This is a genomic window from Acetobacter sp. P5B1 (assembly GCF_018811985.1).
In the GTDB taxonomy this organism is placed as follows: domain Bacteria; phylum Pseudomonadota; class Alphaproteobacteria; order Acetobacterales; family Acetobacteraceae; genus Acetobacter; species Acetobacter cerevisiae.
The window spans coordinates 17,525-32,596 of sequence record NZ_JACRVS010000027.1 but is presented as its reverse complement, the minus strand read 5'-3'; the positions used below and the strand labels follow the sequence as shown (position 1 = coordinate 32,596).

The window sequence follows — 15,072 nt, the reverse complement described above, 5'->3', positions numbered from 1 at the left end:
GGGCGGTGAGAATGACGGTGGCCGTCTGCACGCCCGGCAGTTTTTCCAGCGCGGGTTTGGCCTCGTTGCACAGCGGGGCAAGGGTGGCGGCCTGCTCCTTGCTAACAGCCAGCGCGACACTCAGCCGTCCCTCTTCCAGCCGGAAGCCGTCCAGCTTGCTCAGGGCCAGCAGGGAGTGGCCGGTTTGCGCATCCCGTACGGAATCCAGCACACGGGCAACGTCATCATGATGGAGGGGGGAAGAGTGTACCACTGTTTTTCGTCCTGACTCTGGCTGTCTCTGCGGCACAAGAGGCCTGTTGCCCTGTTGGCAACAGCATGAGGCTGCTGCCGTCAAGGGGGAAGAGCGGGGGCTGTTTTGCGGTTCCCCATCGTTTTGACGCTTTTTTCGGTCATTCGGGGCGCGTAAAGAAGGAAATGGTCGCCCAATATCTGGTGTGCGCCAGAGTCTGATGGAAAAAGGGGCCGATCCGTTATTATGAGCGCCATGCCGCACGATCCGTCCACTATGGAAAAACCGGTTCCATCCCCCGCCGAGCCCCCGTCCGCGCCGCCGGTGGCCCGCTCCGTGCGGGACCATCGGATTGACGCCATGCGGGGTGTGGCGCTGCTGATGATGTTTGTGGACCACATTCCGCAAAACCTGCTCAACCGCTTTACCATGCGGAATATTGGCTTTGCCGATGCGGCGGAAATCTTTGTTTTGCTGGCAGGCTATGCGTCCTGGCTGGCCTATGGGCGGGGCTTTCGGAAATACGGGGTGGCCGTCTGTCTGGGGCGTATCTTTCGCCGCTGTGTGCAGCTTTATATCGGCCAGACCATTATGGTGGGGGTTTATGTCATCACGGTGCGGGTCTGGCGGCATTATACGCTGGTGCCGGTGGATTTTCTGGAGCCAGAACTCGCGCATGGCCTCAGCTGGGTCTGGCGCGTCATGATGTTTGATGCGCTGCCCAGTAACCTGAACATCCTGCCGCTTTATATCATCCTTCTGGGCGGGTTTCCGCTGTTTTATGTGCTGATGCGCATCCACCGCTCTCTCGCACTTCTGTTGTCCGGTGCGATGTGGATGCTCGTTAATCTGGACCCCGGCCTGAACCTGCCCAACTGGCTGGACCCGGATGGCTGGTATTTCAACCCGTTTGCCTGGCAGTTCCTGTTCGCGCTCGGGGCTTCTGCGTCTGCTGAGACGGAGCGGCGCGGGGCGGACTTCCCACGTCTGGACATTCTGGCCGGGTGCTGTGTGTTGTATCTGGCGTTCTCCGCCCTGCAGGCCTTCCCCTGGGCGCAGTGGGGACTGCCGGATCTGCGGCCATTTGGCACAATGATCATGCCGGAAAAAAGCTGGCTCTCCCCCCTGCGGCTGCTGGATGTGATGGCCATTTTCTATCTGGTGCAGTCCTCCGCCGCAGCGCGGAAATGGGCGGCGGAAAGCCGGACCGGCCAGCTTCTGGCCCGCGTGGGGCGGCATTCACTGGAAATTTTTGTGGTGGGCACGGTGCTGGATCTGTATGCGCGCCTGCTGTTCAGCACCTTTGGCGATGGCTGGCTGTTGCAGATTGTTGTGAATGTGGCAGGCCTGAGCATTCTGTTCGCGCTGGCCGCCTGGCTGGATGGCTACCGCAAACGCCAGCGGGCTGCGCGGCCAGCCTGATGTTCGAAACAGGCTGACGGTGGAACAGGATCGTGCGATAGACTAAGGTCCGATGTGATTTCTGACGTTTGAGAGTATTGTCGCCCATGCGCCTGTCCAGTCATCTCCTTTGTGCCGGTTCTTTGTCCTGCCTGCTGCTGGCGGGGGGGGGCGGCCCGGTTGCTGCATGGGCTGCGGAGGGGGCTGCTCTGCCGGCAGCACCTCAGGCGGTAGCTCCGGTTGCCGGGCGGCTGAACGGAGCACCGGACAGCTTTGCTGATCTGGCCGCGAAGTTGCTGCCTGCCGTGGTCAATGTCTCCACCACACAGACTGTCAAAAGCGGTTCTGATGAGGATGATGAGGACGGCGATGGCGGGGATGACCAGCTCCCCCAGATGCCGAACTTCCCGCAGGGCTCGCCCTTTGAGAAATTCTTTCATGACTTCATGAACCGGCAGAGCAGCCCGGACGCCCCGCCGCGCCGCATGCAGGCGCTGGGCTCTGGCTTCATTATCGATCCGGCAGGCTATATCGTGACGAACAATCACGTTATCCGCCATGCCGACAAGATTACGGTCACCCTGCAGGATAATACGGTGCTGACCGCCCGCGCTGTGGGGCATGACGACCGGACCGATCTGGCGTTGCTGAAAGTGGAAAGCAAGAAGCCGCTGCCCGCTGTCCATTTTGGGGATAGTGACAAGCGCCGGGTGGGGGACTGGGTTCTGGCCATTGGCAACCCGTTCGGCCTGTCCGGCACGGTGACGGCCGGGATTATTTCCTCACGCGGGCGCAATATTGATCAGGGCCCGTATGATGACTTCATCCAGACGGATGCGCCCATCAACAAAGGCAACTCCGGTGGCCCGCTGTTTGACATGGACGGCAATGTTATTGGCGTGAACACCGCCATTTACTCGCCATCTGGTGGTTCGGTCGGGATTGGCTTCTCCATTCCCGCCAACGAGGCACGCGGGATTGTGGAACAGCTCCGCAAAACCGGCAAAGTTTCCCGTGGCTGGCTGGGTGTGCGTATTCAGAACGTGACGCAGGATATTGCGGATGGTCTTGGCCTGAACCCGGCACGCGGCGCGCTGGTGGCCGGGGTGGAAAAAGATGGTCCTGCTGCTAAAGCCAAACTTCAGACTGGTGATGTGATCCAGACGCTGGATGGCCAGCCGATTGAAGGCAAGGCTCTGCCGCGCCTCTCCGCCCAGTTGCCGGTGGGCACAGTGGCGCATCTGGGTGTGTGGCGTCATGGCAAGATGGTGGATGTGCCCGTCACCATCGGCATGCTGCCGGAACCGGCCACTGAGCCGGAAGCTAAACCCGCGGCGACGCCCAAAGGGGCTGCGGAAGTCAGTCTCTCCAAACTCGGCTTCTCCGTAGGACCGCTGGATGCCACTGCCCGCCAGAAATACAGCCTCCCGTCTGGCCAGAAAGGGGTGCTGGTCACCTCCGTGAAGGACGGTGGTCTGGCCTCTGATCGTGGCCTGCGGGAAGGCGATGTGGTGACGGAAGTGCAGCAGGCGGAAGTGACCAGCCCGGCAGACCTCAAAAAACGGATTGAAGACGCGCAGAAAGCCCACAAGAAATCCGTGCTGCTGCTGGTGCATGATGCCGATGGCCTGCGCTGGGTGCCGTTCCCACTGAATGGTGAGGATACCCCCTGAGCTGGTTCTGCGTTTTCTGCCGGTCTTGTAAAAGCAGAGCGGGCTTTTGATGCATTTTAAAATTTTGTCTGCCCCATGGCTTGGGAACCCGGTTGTGCGGCAGACCATCAGGCTTCTGGTGTCTGTCGGGCTGTGCGGGTTTGTGACGTGGGTCACCAATCTGCAGGAACCGGGCTGGGCGCTGATTACCTCAGTGATTGTCACCCAGAGCAGCATTACGGAAACGCTGTCCAGCGGGCGGTATCAGCTTGTCGGGACGTTGATCGGTGCTGCGGCCAGCATTCTGCCCATCACGCTCATGCTGTATCACTGGCCGCTCTGGGAATCTTTTGCGATCGCCTTTGTACCGCTGGCCATTCTGGCTTCCTGGAAGCCGGGCACACGGATGGGGGTGGTCACGCTGATGATCGCGACCCTGTTCGCCACGCCCAATGACCCCTATCTGCTGCCGGTTGAGCGCGTGCTGTCCATTCTGATGGGCGTGGGTGTGTCCATGCTGGTGACCTACGTTGTGCTGCATGAGCAGGCCCGGCGGGATGCCTTCCGCAATGCGGCGACCACCGTGCGCCAGATTGTCGAGATGCTGACGCAGGCCCACAATCATGAAATGGACTGGGCGCAGATTCAGGATCTGAATGACGCCAGTGTGGCCTCTCTGCGCAAGGTGCAGAGTGCGGTGGAGGAAGCGCGGCGCGAACACTGGCGCCCGCTGGAAAAGCGGGACCCCATGCTGGCGGAACTGCCCAAGGCCTTGCGGCAGTTGCAGATGGATGCGCTGGTGGTCACCCGCGCTGTTCTGCTGGCCGAGCATCAGCCTGCGCAGGGGAAGGACGAGGCGACAGACCCGCTCAGCCCCGCCCTGATGCGGGCGTTTGACTGGATTATCCAGCGCTGCGAGAGCGAGGTTGTGGCCCGCACGGGTGAGGAATATCGTGTGGCGGCCGGGGTCATTACGGCGCTGCCGGATGATGACGCGCAGGGTGAGGAAATCATGCGCTTTGTCATGGGCGTTCTCCGCACGGACCTGAAAACCCTGATCCAGCTGCTGGCGGAAGACGACACCAAAAAGGCCTGAGGCTGGCTGACGGCTGGGATAAATCTTTCAGGTTTTGATGAACTCAGGCCCGGTTGAGGCTTTTTCAGCACAGGGAGTATTTTGCCATGAGTGATGAAACCAACACCGTTATCCGGGTGCATGAAACGGGTGGCCCGGATGTGCTGAAGGTGGAAAGCCTGCCCGTGCCTACGCCGGGTGCGGGGGAAGTCCTGCTGCGGCAGGAGGCGATTGGCGTCAACTTCATTGATACCTATTTTCGCTCAGGCCTTTATAAATTTCCGTCTCTGCCAGCCATTCCGGGCTCGGAAGGGGCCGGCGTGATTGAGGCCGTGGGGCCGGATGTACCAGACCTCAAACCCGGCTTGCGGGTGGCCTATGCCGGAGTGCCGGGTGGGTATGCGCGGTATCGGACCATTGCGGCGGATCGTCTGGTGGAGTTGCCTGAAAGCGTGTCGTTCGAGACGGCTGCGGCTGTGACTCTCCGCGGGCTTTCTGCGCACATGCTGCTTCGGCAGGTTTATCCGGTGCGCAAGGGTGAGACCATTCTGGTTTACGCCGCTGCCGGAGGGGTGGGACAGTTGCTCTGCCAGTGGGGCAAGCATCTGGGCGCACGGGTTATTGGCGTGACGTCCACGCAGGAAAAGGCTGATCTGGCCCGCGCCTGCGGTGCGGCGGAGGTGCTGGTGGGCACGGACAATCTGCCCCAACGCGTGCGGGAGCTGACAGACGGCGCCATGCTGCCGGTGGTGTATGACAGCATCGGGCGGGATACGTTTGAGGCCAGCCTGTCCTGTCTGGCTCCGCGTGGCCTGATGGTCAGCTACGGCAACGCCTCCGGCCCTGTGACGGGTGTGAATGTGGGGACGCTCGGCGCGCATGGCAGCCTGTATCTCACCCGGCCTTCCTTAATGACTTATATTGCGGACAAATCTGAGCTTCAGGCCTCAGCAGCAGCCTTGTTCAGCGCGCTGGAGCAGGGGGTGCTGAGGCCCTCCATCGGGCAGCGTTTTGCGCTGACGGAGGCAGCAGAGGCCCATCGTGCTCTGGAGTCGCGCAAGACAACCGGCAGTACCATTCTGCTGCCGTAAACGGTGTCTTGCGGGCCTCCGGCCTGCATGGACCGGGAACGATGGGGTGTGCTGGGCGTTTTTTAAAGAGGTGCGCGCGAAGGCGCTGGCATGCGGCTGTTAGCGCATGACGGAGTGCCGCGGATCGGTTAGATTGAGACGTCTGCCCGGCACATCGGGTGGACGAAAAAGAATGCAAGGATAGTCTGATATGCCGAAATGTCCGGTAAAATGCCCGAAATCCCCCTGTATGCGCGGTCTGCTGATTGCTGGTCTGGTTGCTGCGGTGGTTTATTTCTTCCGCAAGAAAAAGTGCTGCGGCTAAATCTGATTTTCTGACCAGACATGGCCAGACCCAAAGCCCGCCCGGTGCAAGCCGGACGGGCTTTTTTTCTGCCGGGTTTAAAGGGCAGGGGCAGCCAACGCTCCATTGAGGTAGAGCAATGTGCTGGCCGTGGGTTGTGTTATGGTGCCGGCCCTGTATCAGACTAAATTCAGTGTAACTGCTGTCTGCATCCCTGTGTTGTCAGACTGATTTAAGAAAGGATAAGGGCGTTGCATCCTATCGTCTCCCGTCTTGCTTCTCTGGCTGCAGGGTCCATGGCTGCATGTGCGCTGACAGTTGGTGGCGTTGTTGCTGCTGGTCTGCCGTCAGCAGCCCATGCGCAGGCTTCTGTTCTGCTCAAGAACCAGTCCGCAAAAGCTGTGGTGGAAACTGTTGACCATGATGCGCGTGAGCTTCTGCTGCGTGAAGCCAACGGTCACCTCATCACCATCGAATACGGTTCTGCCGTGCGTGATCTGCCGCATGTCAATGCGGGTGACAAGCTGAGCATCCGCTTTGTGGAAACGCTGGGCGCTGAAATTGCCCCACCGGACAGCCCGCTGCCGGAATCCACGCTGACAACCGCCAAAGGCTACGTGCATGGCCACCCGCGCGGCGTGATTGCAGCCTTCCGTCGTGAACGCGCAACTGTGCAGAGCATTGACCTTACGACCCACACCCTCTCCTTCGTGACGACGGATGGTGAATCTCACATTGCCGTGTTGCGTATCAAGGCGATGCAGGACTTCATGGCGACGCTGAAGGTTGGCGATGTCATCGACATTACCCGTACGGAATCCATTTCCTACGTCATCCTGAACGATACAGCTGCTCCGGCTGTTGACCCGAATGCTCCGGTTGTTCAGGCTCCGGCTGATGCAGCCAATGCTGCTGCGGGCGTTGCGGCAACGGTTCCGACCGTGCCTGCCGTTCCGGTTGCACCGGGCGTTCCCGCTGCTCCCGCCGTGCCGGCAGCCCCTGCTGCGCCGTCTGCCCCTGCAGTCTCACCGGCTCAGTAAAACTTCTGTTCTTTTCAGGGTATGTAAAAAAGGCGGCCCTTTTGGGGCCGCTTTTTTTGTTGGGATGCTGGGAGGAGAACTGGGAAACCGGCACAGGACCAGCCTCCCGGATAATCCGTCTTACCGCGGCACGCGGCGGGTCAGCTGGCTCAGGTCACGCACTGCGCCACGTGCAGCGCTGGTAGTCAGAGCGGCGTAGGCTTTCAGAGCGGTGGAGACAACGCGGTCGCGCTTGGGCTGCCATGCGGCATCGCCCTTGTCATCCATCCGCTCACGCCGGGCAGAGAGTTCGCTGTCCGGCACTGCAACGGACAGGCGGCGATTGGGAATGTCGATCTCAATCCGGTCGCCTTCTTCCACCAGGCCAATCACGCCACCTTCCCCTGCTTCCGGGGAGATATGGCCAATGGACAGGCCCGAACTGCCACCCGAGAAGCGGCCATCGGTAATCAGGGCGCATTTCTCTGCCAGCCCTTTGGATTTCAGGTAGCTGGTCGGGTAGAGCATTTCCTGCATGCCGGGGCCGCCTTTGGGGCCTTCATACCGAATAACCACCACATCGCCGGCTTTGATTTTATCGCTCAGAATGGCGGAAACGGCGTCATCCTGACTTTCAAAAATGCGAGCCGGACCAGAGAAGGTTTCAAGACCGGCAGCGACACCCGCTGTTTTCACAATTGCACCGTCTTCGGCCAGATTGCCATACAGCACAGCCAGACCGCCATCCTGATTATAGGCATGGGCCCCATCACGAATGGCCCCGTTTTCCTGATCCGTATCCAGCTCTTTATACAGGCTGGCCTGAGAGAACGCCTGTGTGGTGCGCACGCCACCGGGGGCGGCACGGAAGAAGTCACGGGCGTTTGCGTTGCTGGCACCGTCGGTAGAGCGGATGTCCCACGCAGCCAGACCGTCTTTCAGGGACGGCGCGTGCACCATCGGGATTTCGTTATGCAGCAGGCCGAGGCGGTCGAGTTCGCCCATGATGGCGGGAATACCGCCCGCCCGATGCACGTCTTCCATATGCACATCCGGGCGGGACGGGGAGACCTTGCACAGATGCGGCACTTTGCGGGACAGGCGGTCGATATCCTGCATGGTGAAGGGCACTTCGCCCTCATGCGCTGCGGCCAGCAGATGGAGAACGGTATTGGTGGAGCCGCCCATGGCGATATCGACAGACATCGCGTTTTCAAACGCTTTCATCGTGGCGATGCTGCGCGGCAGCACGCTGGCGTCGTCCTGCTCGTAGTAACGGCGAGCCAGATCCACAATGCGTTTGCCAGCTTCCACAAACAGCTCGCGCCGTGCGGCGTGCGTGGCCACCAGCGTGCCGTTGCCGGGCAGGGAGAGGCCGAGGGCTTCCGTCAGGCAGTTCATGGAATTGGCGGTGAACATGCCGGAGCAGGAGCCGCAGGTCGGGCAGGCTGAGCGTTCAATGGTCTGCGAATCCGCTTCGCTCACGCTCGGGTTGGCGGCGGCGACCATGGAGGTCACAAGGTCGGCCCGCTGTTCGATATCATCCAGCGTGACGCGGCCAGCTTCCATCGGACCACCGGAGACAAAGATGACCGGAATGTTCAGCCGCATGGAGGCCATCAGCATGCCGGGGGTGATTTTGTCACAGTTGCTGATGCACACCAGCGCATCAGCACAATGCGCGTTGACCATATATTCCACGGCATCGGCAATCAGCTCACGCGAGGGCAGGCTGTAGAGCATCCCGCCATGACCCATGGCAATGCCGTCATCCACCGCAATGGTGTTGAACTCGCGGCCAATACCACCGGCTTCCGCAATGGCCTCGCACACCAGCTGGCCCATGTCCTTAAGGTGCACATGGCCGGGCACAAACTGCGTGAAGGAGTTGGCGACGGCAATAATCGGCTTGCCGAAGTCGGAATCCTTCATGCCTGTGGCGCGCCACAGGCTGCGTGCGCCAGCCATGTTGCGGCCATGGGTGGTGGTGCGGGAACGGTAACCGGCCATTGCGGGGGTCTCTCTGGTCAATACAACAAAAGGGTAGAAATGAACGGCCTAATCTCAGGCAGGCCGACAATGCGGGCGCGCATCCTACGCCATAAGTGGTGCTGTGTCAGGGTGTGGGGAAGGGGGGAGGGACATATTCGGTGTAAAAGTGCTACAGTTTCATGACATTTGTTGCGTATGGGGGAGATTGTGAGTCCCTCTGGTTGCAGGCAGCCGGGGGGTTCAGTATTGCTCCCCATTCCCGACCTGTAGATCGGAACGGAGTGCAGATGGACGGAACCGCAGAGCAGCCCACACAGGCTGAACCGCCTCAGATAACCCGGCGCTGGGATGGTGACGCCCTGTTCAGAACGCTGGTCGTTCTGACAGGCATCAGCGTGCTCATTGTGCTGGGCGCCATCATCACCGTTATGGTTACAGGGGGGTGGAAAGCCTTTTCCACTTTTGGGCCGGGCTTTTTTGTCACCGCCATCTGGAACCCGGTCACCCAGCATTTCGGGGCTGTGGCCCCGGTGTTCGGCACGCTGGCCAGCAGTTTTCTTGGGCTGGTGATTGCTGTGCCGCTGGCGTTTGGTACCGCTTTCTGGCTGACGGCACTGGCTCCGCCTGCCATCTCCTCCGTCATTGGGATGGCCGTGCAGCTTCTGGCCGCTGTGCCTTCCATTATTTTCGGCATGTGGGGCTTTTTTGTGCTGGTGCCGGTCATGGCGCATTACGTGCAGCCCACCGCCCGCCACATGTTTGGGCATGTGCCTGTGCTGTCCGCGCTGGTTAGCGGCGCACCGTTTGGCACGGGGCTGCTCACAGCCGGACTGGTGCTGGCCGTTATGGTTGTGCCGTCCATTACCGCTGTGATGCGCGATGTTTTTGTGTCCATGCCGACTGTGCTGCGTGAGAGCGCTTACGGGCTGGGCGCGACCCGCTGGGAAGTGATGCGTCAGGTTGTGCTGCCCTGGTCCCGTCAGGGTGTTGTGGGCGGTATTGTACTGGGGATGGGCCGCGCCATGGGGGAAACTATGGCGGTGACGTTCGTGATTGGTGACAGCAACCATATCGGCTGGTCCCTGTTTGCACCGGCCAACACCATTGCCTCCCTGATTGCTCTGGAATTTCCGGAAAGCCCGGCAGGCAGCCTCAAGCTGTCCTCGCTGATGGCGCTGGGGGCTATTCTGATGGCCATTTCCTTTGTGACTCTTTGGGTATCCCGTATTTTTCTGGCGCGGGGTGAAGCACGCGCAGGAAAACGCTCATGACGCGCCCGGTATTCTCGCAGGCCGCAGACCGGCCTCAGCGGTCCGGTGTTCTGGCTCTGCGCCGCAAGATCATCGACAAGCTGGCAACCGGCATGAGCTGGCTGGCCATGCTGATTGTGGTGTTTGTGCTCGGCTCCATCCTCTGGACCCTGCTTAAAAACGGCTTGCCGGGTCTCACGCTCTCCCTGTTCACCCATTCCATGGGCGCGCCGGGGACGGGTGGTGGTCTGGCTAACGCTATTGTGGGCAGTCTGCTGCAAACAGGCCTGTCCATTCTGCTGGGTGCGCCTGCTGGCCTGCTGACAGGGATTTTTCTGGCGGAATACGGGGCGGACAGCAAACTGGCCCGCACTGTGCGGTTTGTGTCGGACATGCTGCTGTCTGCGCCGTCCATTCTCATCGGCCTGTTTATCTACATGGTGCTGGTTGAGCCGTTCGGTCACTTTTCCGGCTTTTCCGGTGCGGCAGCACTCTCCCTGATGGCCATGCCGATTATTGTGCGCACAACGGAAGACATGCTGCGGCTTGTCCCTGTTTCCATGCGTGAGGCAGGCATTGCGTTGGGTGCGGCCAAATGGCGCGTTATTCTCTTTATCTGCGTGCGGGCCGCGCGCGGCGGCATCATGACCGGCGTGCTGCTGGCCATTGCCCGCGTAGCGGGGGAGACGGCGCCCCTGCTGTTCACCTCACTGGGGAATTCCGAATGGTCTCTGGATATGCGGCGGCCGATGGCCAGCCTTCCGGTGGCGATTTATCAGTATGCAGGCTCCGCTTATCAGGACTGGATGCAGCAGGCATGGACCGGTGCCCTGCTGGTTACGGTGGGTGTGCTCATTATTAATATTGTGGTGCGGGTTGGCATCCGCGGAGGACGGACATGAACGAGAACACCATGCAGGCTACGCCGTCGGCTGACGTGGAAGTGGAGGCATCAGCCTCTGCCGTGTCAGGTCGCCCGATTGCCATCCAGGTGAACAATCTGGATTTCTATTACGGCAAGACCCACGCGCTGCATAACATTACGCTGGGCTTTCCCGAGCGGAGCGTAACGGGGATGATCGGCCCCTCCGGCTGCGGCAAATCCACCCTGCTGCGGGTGCTGAACCGGATGTATGATCTGTATCCGGGCCAGCGCGCTACGGGCGAGGTCATGTTCTCCGGCCAGAATATTCTCGGTAGCGGGCTGGATCTGAATGCGCTGCGCTCCCGCGTGGGCATGGTGTTCCAGAAGCCAACACCGTTCCCCATGTCGATCTATGACAACATCGCTTTCGGCATCCGGCTGCATGAGCGTGTGTCCCGGTCCGAAATGGACGGGCGGGTAGAAGATGCCCTGCGCCGCGTGGCCCTGTGGCCGGAGGTGAAGGATCGTCTTCAGGCCTCCGCTACCGCACTGTCCGGCGGCCAGCAGCAGCGTTTGTGCATTGCCCGCACCATTGCTGTGCGCCCGGAAGTGATTTTGCTGGATGAGCCGACCAGTGCGCTGGACCCGGTTTCTACCGCACGCATTGAAGAGCTGCTGGACGAACTCAAAACCGAATTCACCATCGCCATCGTCACGCATAACATGCAGCAGGCTGCCCGCTGTGCGGATCAGGTGGCCTTCTTCTATCTGGGTGAACTGGTGGAAGTGGACAGCACGGCGCGGATGTTCACCGCCCCGCGTGAAAGCCGCACACAGGACTACATTACCGGCCGCTTCGGCTGAACAGGGAGGACACACTCATGGGGAACGAACCCGCGCATACCGTCACCCGATATGATCAGGAGCTGGACCGTCTGCGTGGGCTGGTGGCCCGCATGGGTGGTCTGGTGGAACGCCAGACAGCGCGGGCTATTGCCGCCGTGGTGGACCAGGATGAAGAAGCCGCTCTGGAACCACCAGAGCTGGATGTGGAAGTGGATGCTCTGGAGCGTGAGGCAGAAAGCCTCGCCATCCGCATTCTGGCCCTGCGCGCACCCATGGCGGTTGACCTGCGTGTGATTATTGCCGTGCTGAAAATCACCGGCGATTTCGAGCGGATCGGGGATTACGCTTCCAGCATTGCCCGCCGGGCGCTGAAGGTGGAACCGCTGGATGGGGCGCTGTCCTTTGGTGCGCTGCGCAACATGGCGCGGCTGGTGCAGGAAAACCTGCACAGCGCCATTGAGGCCATGGTCAATAATGACAGTGAATGCGCCATGCAGGTCTGGGGCTCCGATACGGCTATTGATGAACTCTATACCGCCATGTTCCGTGAGCTGGTGACCTACATGATGGAAGATCCGCGCAAGATCAGCCCATGTATTCATCTGCTCTTCGTGGCTAAAAATTTAGAACGTATTGGGGATCACGCCACCAATATTGCAGAGCGTGTTTATTACGCGGTAACCGGGGAAATGCTTCCCGCGCTGCGTCCGCGTGGCGGGGCCGCAAAAAAGAACGGCTGAGGCGACCTGAGTGCGTCCTGCCGTGCAGACTGAGAGAAGGGCAGGGCGTGCATAAATCAGGTTGGATCGGCATGGTGTCTCTGTTGGCGCTGGCCGGATGTGCAGAACAGAACGGGGTGTGTCAGGTCTCGACCCTTGGGGACCTCCCCGTTCTGAATAAACAGGGCTCCCCCATCGTCGGTGTGACAATCAACGGGCATGATGCCGCGATGATTGTGGATAGCGGGGCCGATATTTCCATGATCTCGGAAGAGGCCAGCAAAAATTTCGGCCTCGTGGATACCGGGCACGTCCTCAATATCAGCGGTGTGACCGGAGAGATGCTCTCCCCCATCATGCAGGCCGACAAGATGGGTCTTGGCTCCGGCACGAGTGGCGAAGTCTATCTGACGCAGGCCAAACGGTCTTTTGGTGGCACGATTGCGGGGCGGCCTGTGGTCGGGCTGTTTGGGGCCGATTTTCTTCAGTCTTATGACGTGATGTTTGACCTGCCCGGCGGGAAGATTGCGCTCTATCAGCTCAGCGGATGCAAAACCCCAACACCCACGTGGGAAGGGCCGTCTTCAAAGGTCGACTGGTATCGTCTGGGAACACATGAGCTCCGTATCGGCACGACCATACGTCTGAACGGGAAGAAGATTGACGCCATGCTGGATAGTGGTGCCTGGCACACGTCCGTGCTGCCATCTCAGGCGCGGAAAGCAGGCGTTTCAAAGGACGATCTGGCGCAGGATATTACGTTCACGTCCACCGGTGTTTCCGGCAAACGCAGAGACGGCAGCCATCTGCACCGTTTTGCCAGCCTGCAGATAGGGGATGAACTGTATCCGAACCCGCTGCTTGGCATCTCACCCATTGAAACGAACGGTTACGCTCTGCTGGGGGCGGATTTCCTGCGGCATAACCGGGTGTGGGTGTCCTACCGGCATGAGCAGCTCTATATCCAGCGCCTCCAGCCACCGGAGCAGGATCATACGTTTGACCTGCGCATCAAGCCGAAAAATGCACCCGCAACAGGTGCTGAGCCGGCGGTGCCTGTGTCCGCACCCTTTCCGCGTATTTCTTTAAGGGACCCGGCCTCTTCCGGAAACGTGCCCGCGGCAGCCAGTGCTCCTGCGGGCGCACCCGTTACAGCGCCACCAGTTCCCACGCCATAAAGCTCTGATACATCGCGACGGGCCTGAAAGGGTCTGTCAGGCTCATCTGACAGACCGCTGAAGCAGAGTTTTAAGGCGCGTGAACTGTCAGGCCCAGCTGTTGTGCGATCTGTGGCGCTGAGGGCAGCATGCTCAGGCTGGCGGCAATGGCCATCAGTGGCACTGGCTGCTGCGGGCGTAGCGTGATGGTCAGCGGGCCGCTGCCCGGATGGGCCAGATAGCGGACAAACTGTGGCACGGGTCCGTTCGGGTCACTACCCTGCGGGACCAGATCGGTCTGGAGGGCGGTTGTGAACTCCTGCGGCGTCACGCCCCGCGCTCTGGCGGAGTTTTCCAGCACTTTCGGCACCAGCCCGTGGTCCTTATAGGACAGGTTCATGCTCATCACCTGCATATCGGCCGCACCGGCAGAGAGCAGAGCGAGGGTATTGGCCTCGCTGAAGTCACCATCCAGCGTCAGGCGGCCCATATCCGGGGCGTCCAGACTGAAGGTGTCGATGTGCAGTTTTTCGGCTTTGTAGTCATGCGTCAGGTTCAGTACCAGTGACCCACGGAAATGGTCATAGCCCAGCGTGGGTAGCAGGGAGAGGTTGGGCACAGCTGGCCACAGCTCCAGCCCCTGAACACTTGAGACTTCCTGTTCCGACGCTTCGGAATGCGTCGCGTGGGAAGACACCTTGGCGACATGCATCAGCGGGCCTGTGCCATCAATCGCCAGCCCGTCCACCTGAATGTCCCGTACGCCGTTACGCGGCGTATAGGGCATATTGTAGGTGAGGTTATTATAAAGGCCCGCCAGATCCACGCCGTCCACCAGCACGGACTTGGCGCTGATCTGGCGTTGCGGCGCAACATTGGTGGCCAGCCGGACGTCTCGGGCGTCCAGATGGGAGGCTTCATCATTGCCGTAATCATCCACCGTCAGGCGGCTGGCCGAGATGTCGGATTGCAGGCTGCTGATAAAACCGTGCAGCTTGCTGGCATCCACATGTTTGATTTCCAGCCCCTGCGGCGGCGTGCCGTGCTTGTCATCCCCGCTGGTGGGCAGCGTGACACCCTCCAGCGCGAGATCATCCATCCGCAGGTTGCCGGAGGTGTCTGTCAGCTGAAACTTGTGGAAGACAAGGTGGCCGATTCGTCTGGCATCATCCCCGGTGGTGCTGACCTTGGAAATTTCTGCGTCGTCCGCCGTAATGCTCTCCTGCCCCTGCCGGAACACCAGTGCGGTAAACTTCACACTCCGGCCCAGCAGGCCGGGCCATGCCTTTTTATAGGTAAGGGATGCGTCCGGCCCTAAGGTCTGGCGGAAGCTGTTGATGCTTTTTTCCAGCATAACATGCTCGGCATGGCGCGCGGCCAGCCATCCAACACAGGCAAGGGCTGCAATGCCAGCAACCGTAACAGGAACATGTTTCTTCACCAGGTAGGAATCCTGCTTGTTTTTACAAAGAAAGTCTTCAACGCATCTC

Annotated in this window: 13 protein-coding genes; 10 read left to right on the top strand and 3 right to left on the bottom strand. The window is 60.4% G+C overall.

From position 1 onward, the window contains the following. Positions 1 to 253, bottom strand: a 253-nt coding sequence (locus KP703_RS15700; protein WP_373687499.1) for an iron-sulfur cluster assembly protein, incomplete at its 3' end; no start/stop codon positions are given. A gap of 234 nt (positions 254 to 487) precedes the next feature. Here KP703_RS15700 and KP703_RS12990 point away from each other — a divergent pair. From KP703_RS12990 to KP703_RS12970, 5 genes are all read left to right on the top strand, one after another. After that, on the top strand, positions 488 to 1,654 hold the full coding sequence (locus KP703_RS12990; RefSeq protein ID WP_373687500.1) for an OpgC family protein: 1,167 nt from the start codon (positions 488 to 490) through the stop codon (positions 1,652 to 1,654). A gap of 86 nt (positions 1,655 to 1,740) precedes the next feature. Then, complete coding sequence (locus tag KP703_RS12985) at positions 1,741 to 3,306, top strand: DegQ family serine endoprotease (protein WP_215755247.1); 1,566 nt, start codon at positions 1,741 to 1,743, stop codon at positions 3,304 to 3,306. A gap of 49 nt (positions 3,307 to 3,355) precedes the next feature. Next, positions 3,356 to 4,381, top strand: coding sequence for an aromatic acid exporter family protein (locus KP703_RS12980; RefSeq protein WP_231874930.1), 1,026 nt, complete (start codon positions 3,356 to 3,358; stop codon positions 4,379 to 4,381). A gap of 86 nt (positions 4,382 to 4,467) precedes the next feature. Beyond that, positions 4,468 to 5,451, top strand: a complete 984-nt coding sequence (locus KP703_RS12975; protein WP_215755246.1) for a quinone oxidoreductase — start codon at positions 4,468 to 4,470, stop codon at positions 5,449 to 5,451. A gap of 579 nt (positions 5,452 to 6,030) precedes the next feature. Beyond that, positions 6,031 to 6,774, top strand: a complete 744-nt coding sequence (locus KP703_RS12970) for a hypothetical protein (RefSeq protein WP_215755251.1) — start codon at positions 6,031 to 6,033, stop codon at positions 6,772 to 6,774. Between the two features lie 120 nt (positions 6,775 to 6,894). Here KP703_RS12970 and ilvD read toward each other — a convergent pair whose 3' ends face one another. After that, positions 6,895 to 8,763, bottom strand: a complete 1,869-nt coding sequence (gene ilvD, locus KP703_RS12965; RefSeq protein WP_215755245.1) for a dihydroxy-acid dehydratase — start codon at positions 8,761 to 8,763, stop codon at positions 6,895 to 6,897. 269 nt (positions 8,764 to 9,032) lie between these two features. On the opposite strand from ilvD, the gene pstC reads away from it, so the two are divergent. Genes pstC through KP703_RS12940 form a run of 5 tightly spaced genes read left to right on the top strand, consistent with a single transcriptional unit; the run spans position 9,033 to position 13,603 of the window. Continuing rightward, a complete protein-coding gene (gene pstC, locus KP703_RS12960) occupies positions 9,033 to 10,016 on the top strand; it encodes a phosphate ABC transporter permease subunit PstC (protein WP_061490511.1) in 984 nt (327 codons plus the stop codon). Further along, positions 10,013 to 10,897: a phosphate ABC transporter permease PstA gene (pstA, locus tag KP703_RS12955; protein ID WP_062248986.1), complete on the top strand. Its 885-nt coding sequence runs from the start codon at positions 10,013 to 10,015 to the stop codon at positions 10,895 to 10,897. Before pstC ends, pstA begins: the two co-directional genes overlap by 4 nt. 11 nt (positions 10,898 to 10,908) lie before the next feature. Continuing rightward, positions 10,909 to 11,724: a phosphate ABC transporter ATP-binding protein PstB gene (gene pstB / locus KP703_RS12950; protein WP_062249006.1), complete on the top strand. Its 816-nt coding sequence runs from the start codon at positions 10,909 to 10,911 to the stop codon at positions 11,722 to 11,724. Positions 11,725 to 11,741: 17 nt separating this feature from the next. Next, entirely contained in the window at positions 11,742 to 12,446 is a 705-nt protein-coding gene (phoU, locus tag KP703_RS12945; RefSeq protein WP_062141024.1) for a phosphate signaling complex protein PhoU, read from the top strand. Between the two features lie 47 nt (positions 12,447 to 12,493). Beyond that, a complete protein-coding gene (locus tag KP703_RS12940; RefSeq protein WP_215755244.1) occupies positions 12,494 to 13,603 on the top strand; it encodes a retroviral-like aspartic protease family protein in 1,110 nt (369 codons plus the stop codon). Between the two features lie 70 nt (positions 13,604 to 13,673). Here the strand turns inward: KP703_RS12940 and KP703_RS12935 are convergent, their stop codons facing one another. Continuing rightward, positions 13,674 to 15,023: a hypothetical protein gene (locus tag KP703_RS12935; RefSeq protein ID WP_215755243.1), complete on the bottom strand. Its 1,350-nt coding sequence runs from the start codon at positions 15,021 to 15,023 to the stop codon at positions 13,674 to 13,676. Positions 15,024 to 15,072 lie beyond the last annotated feature (49 nt).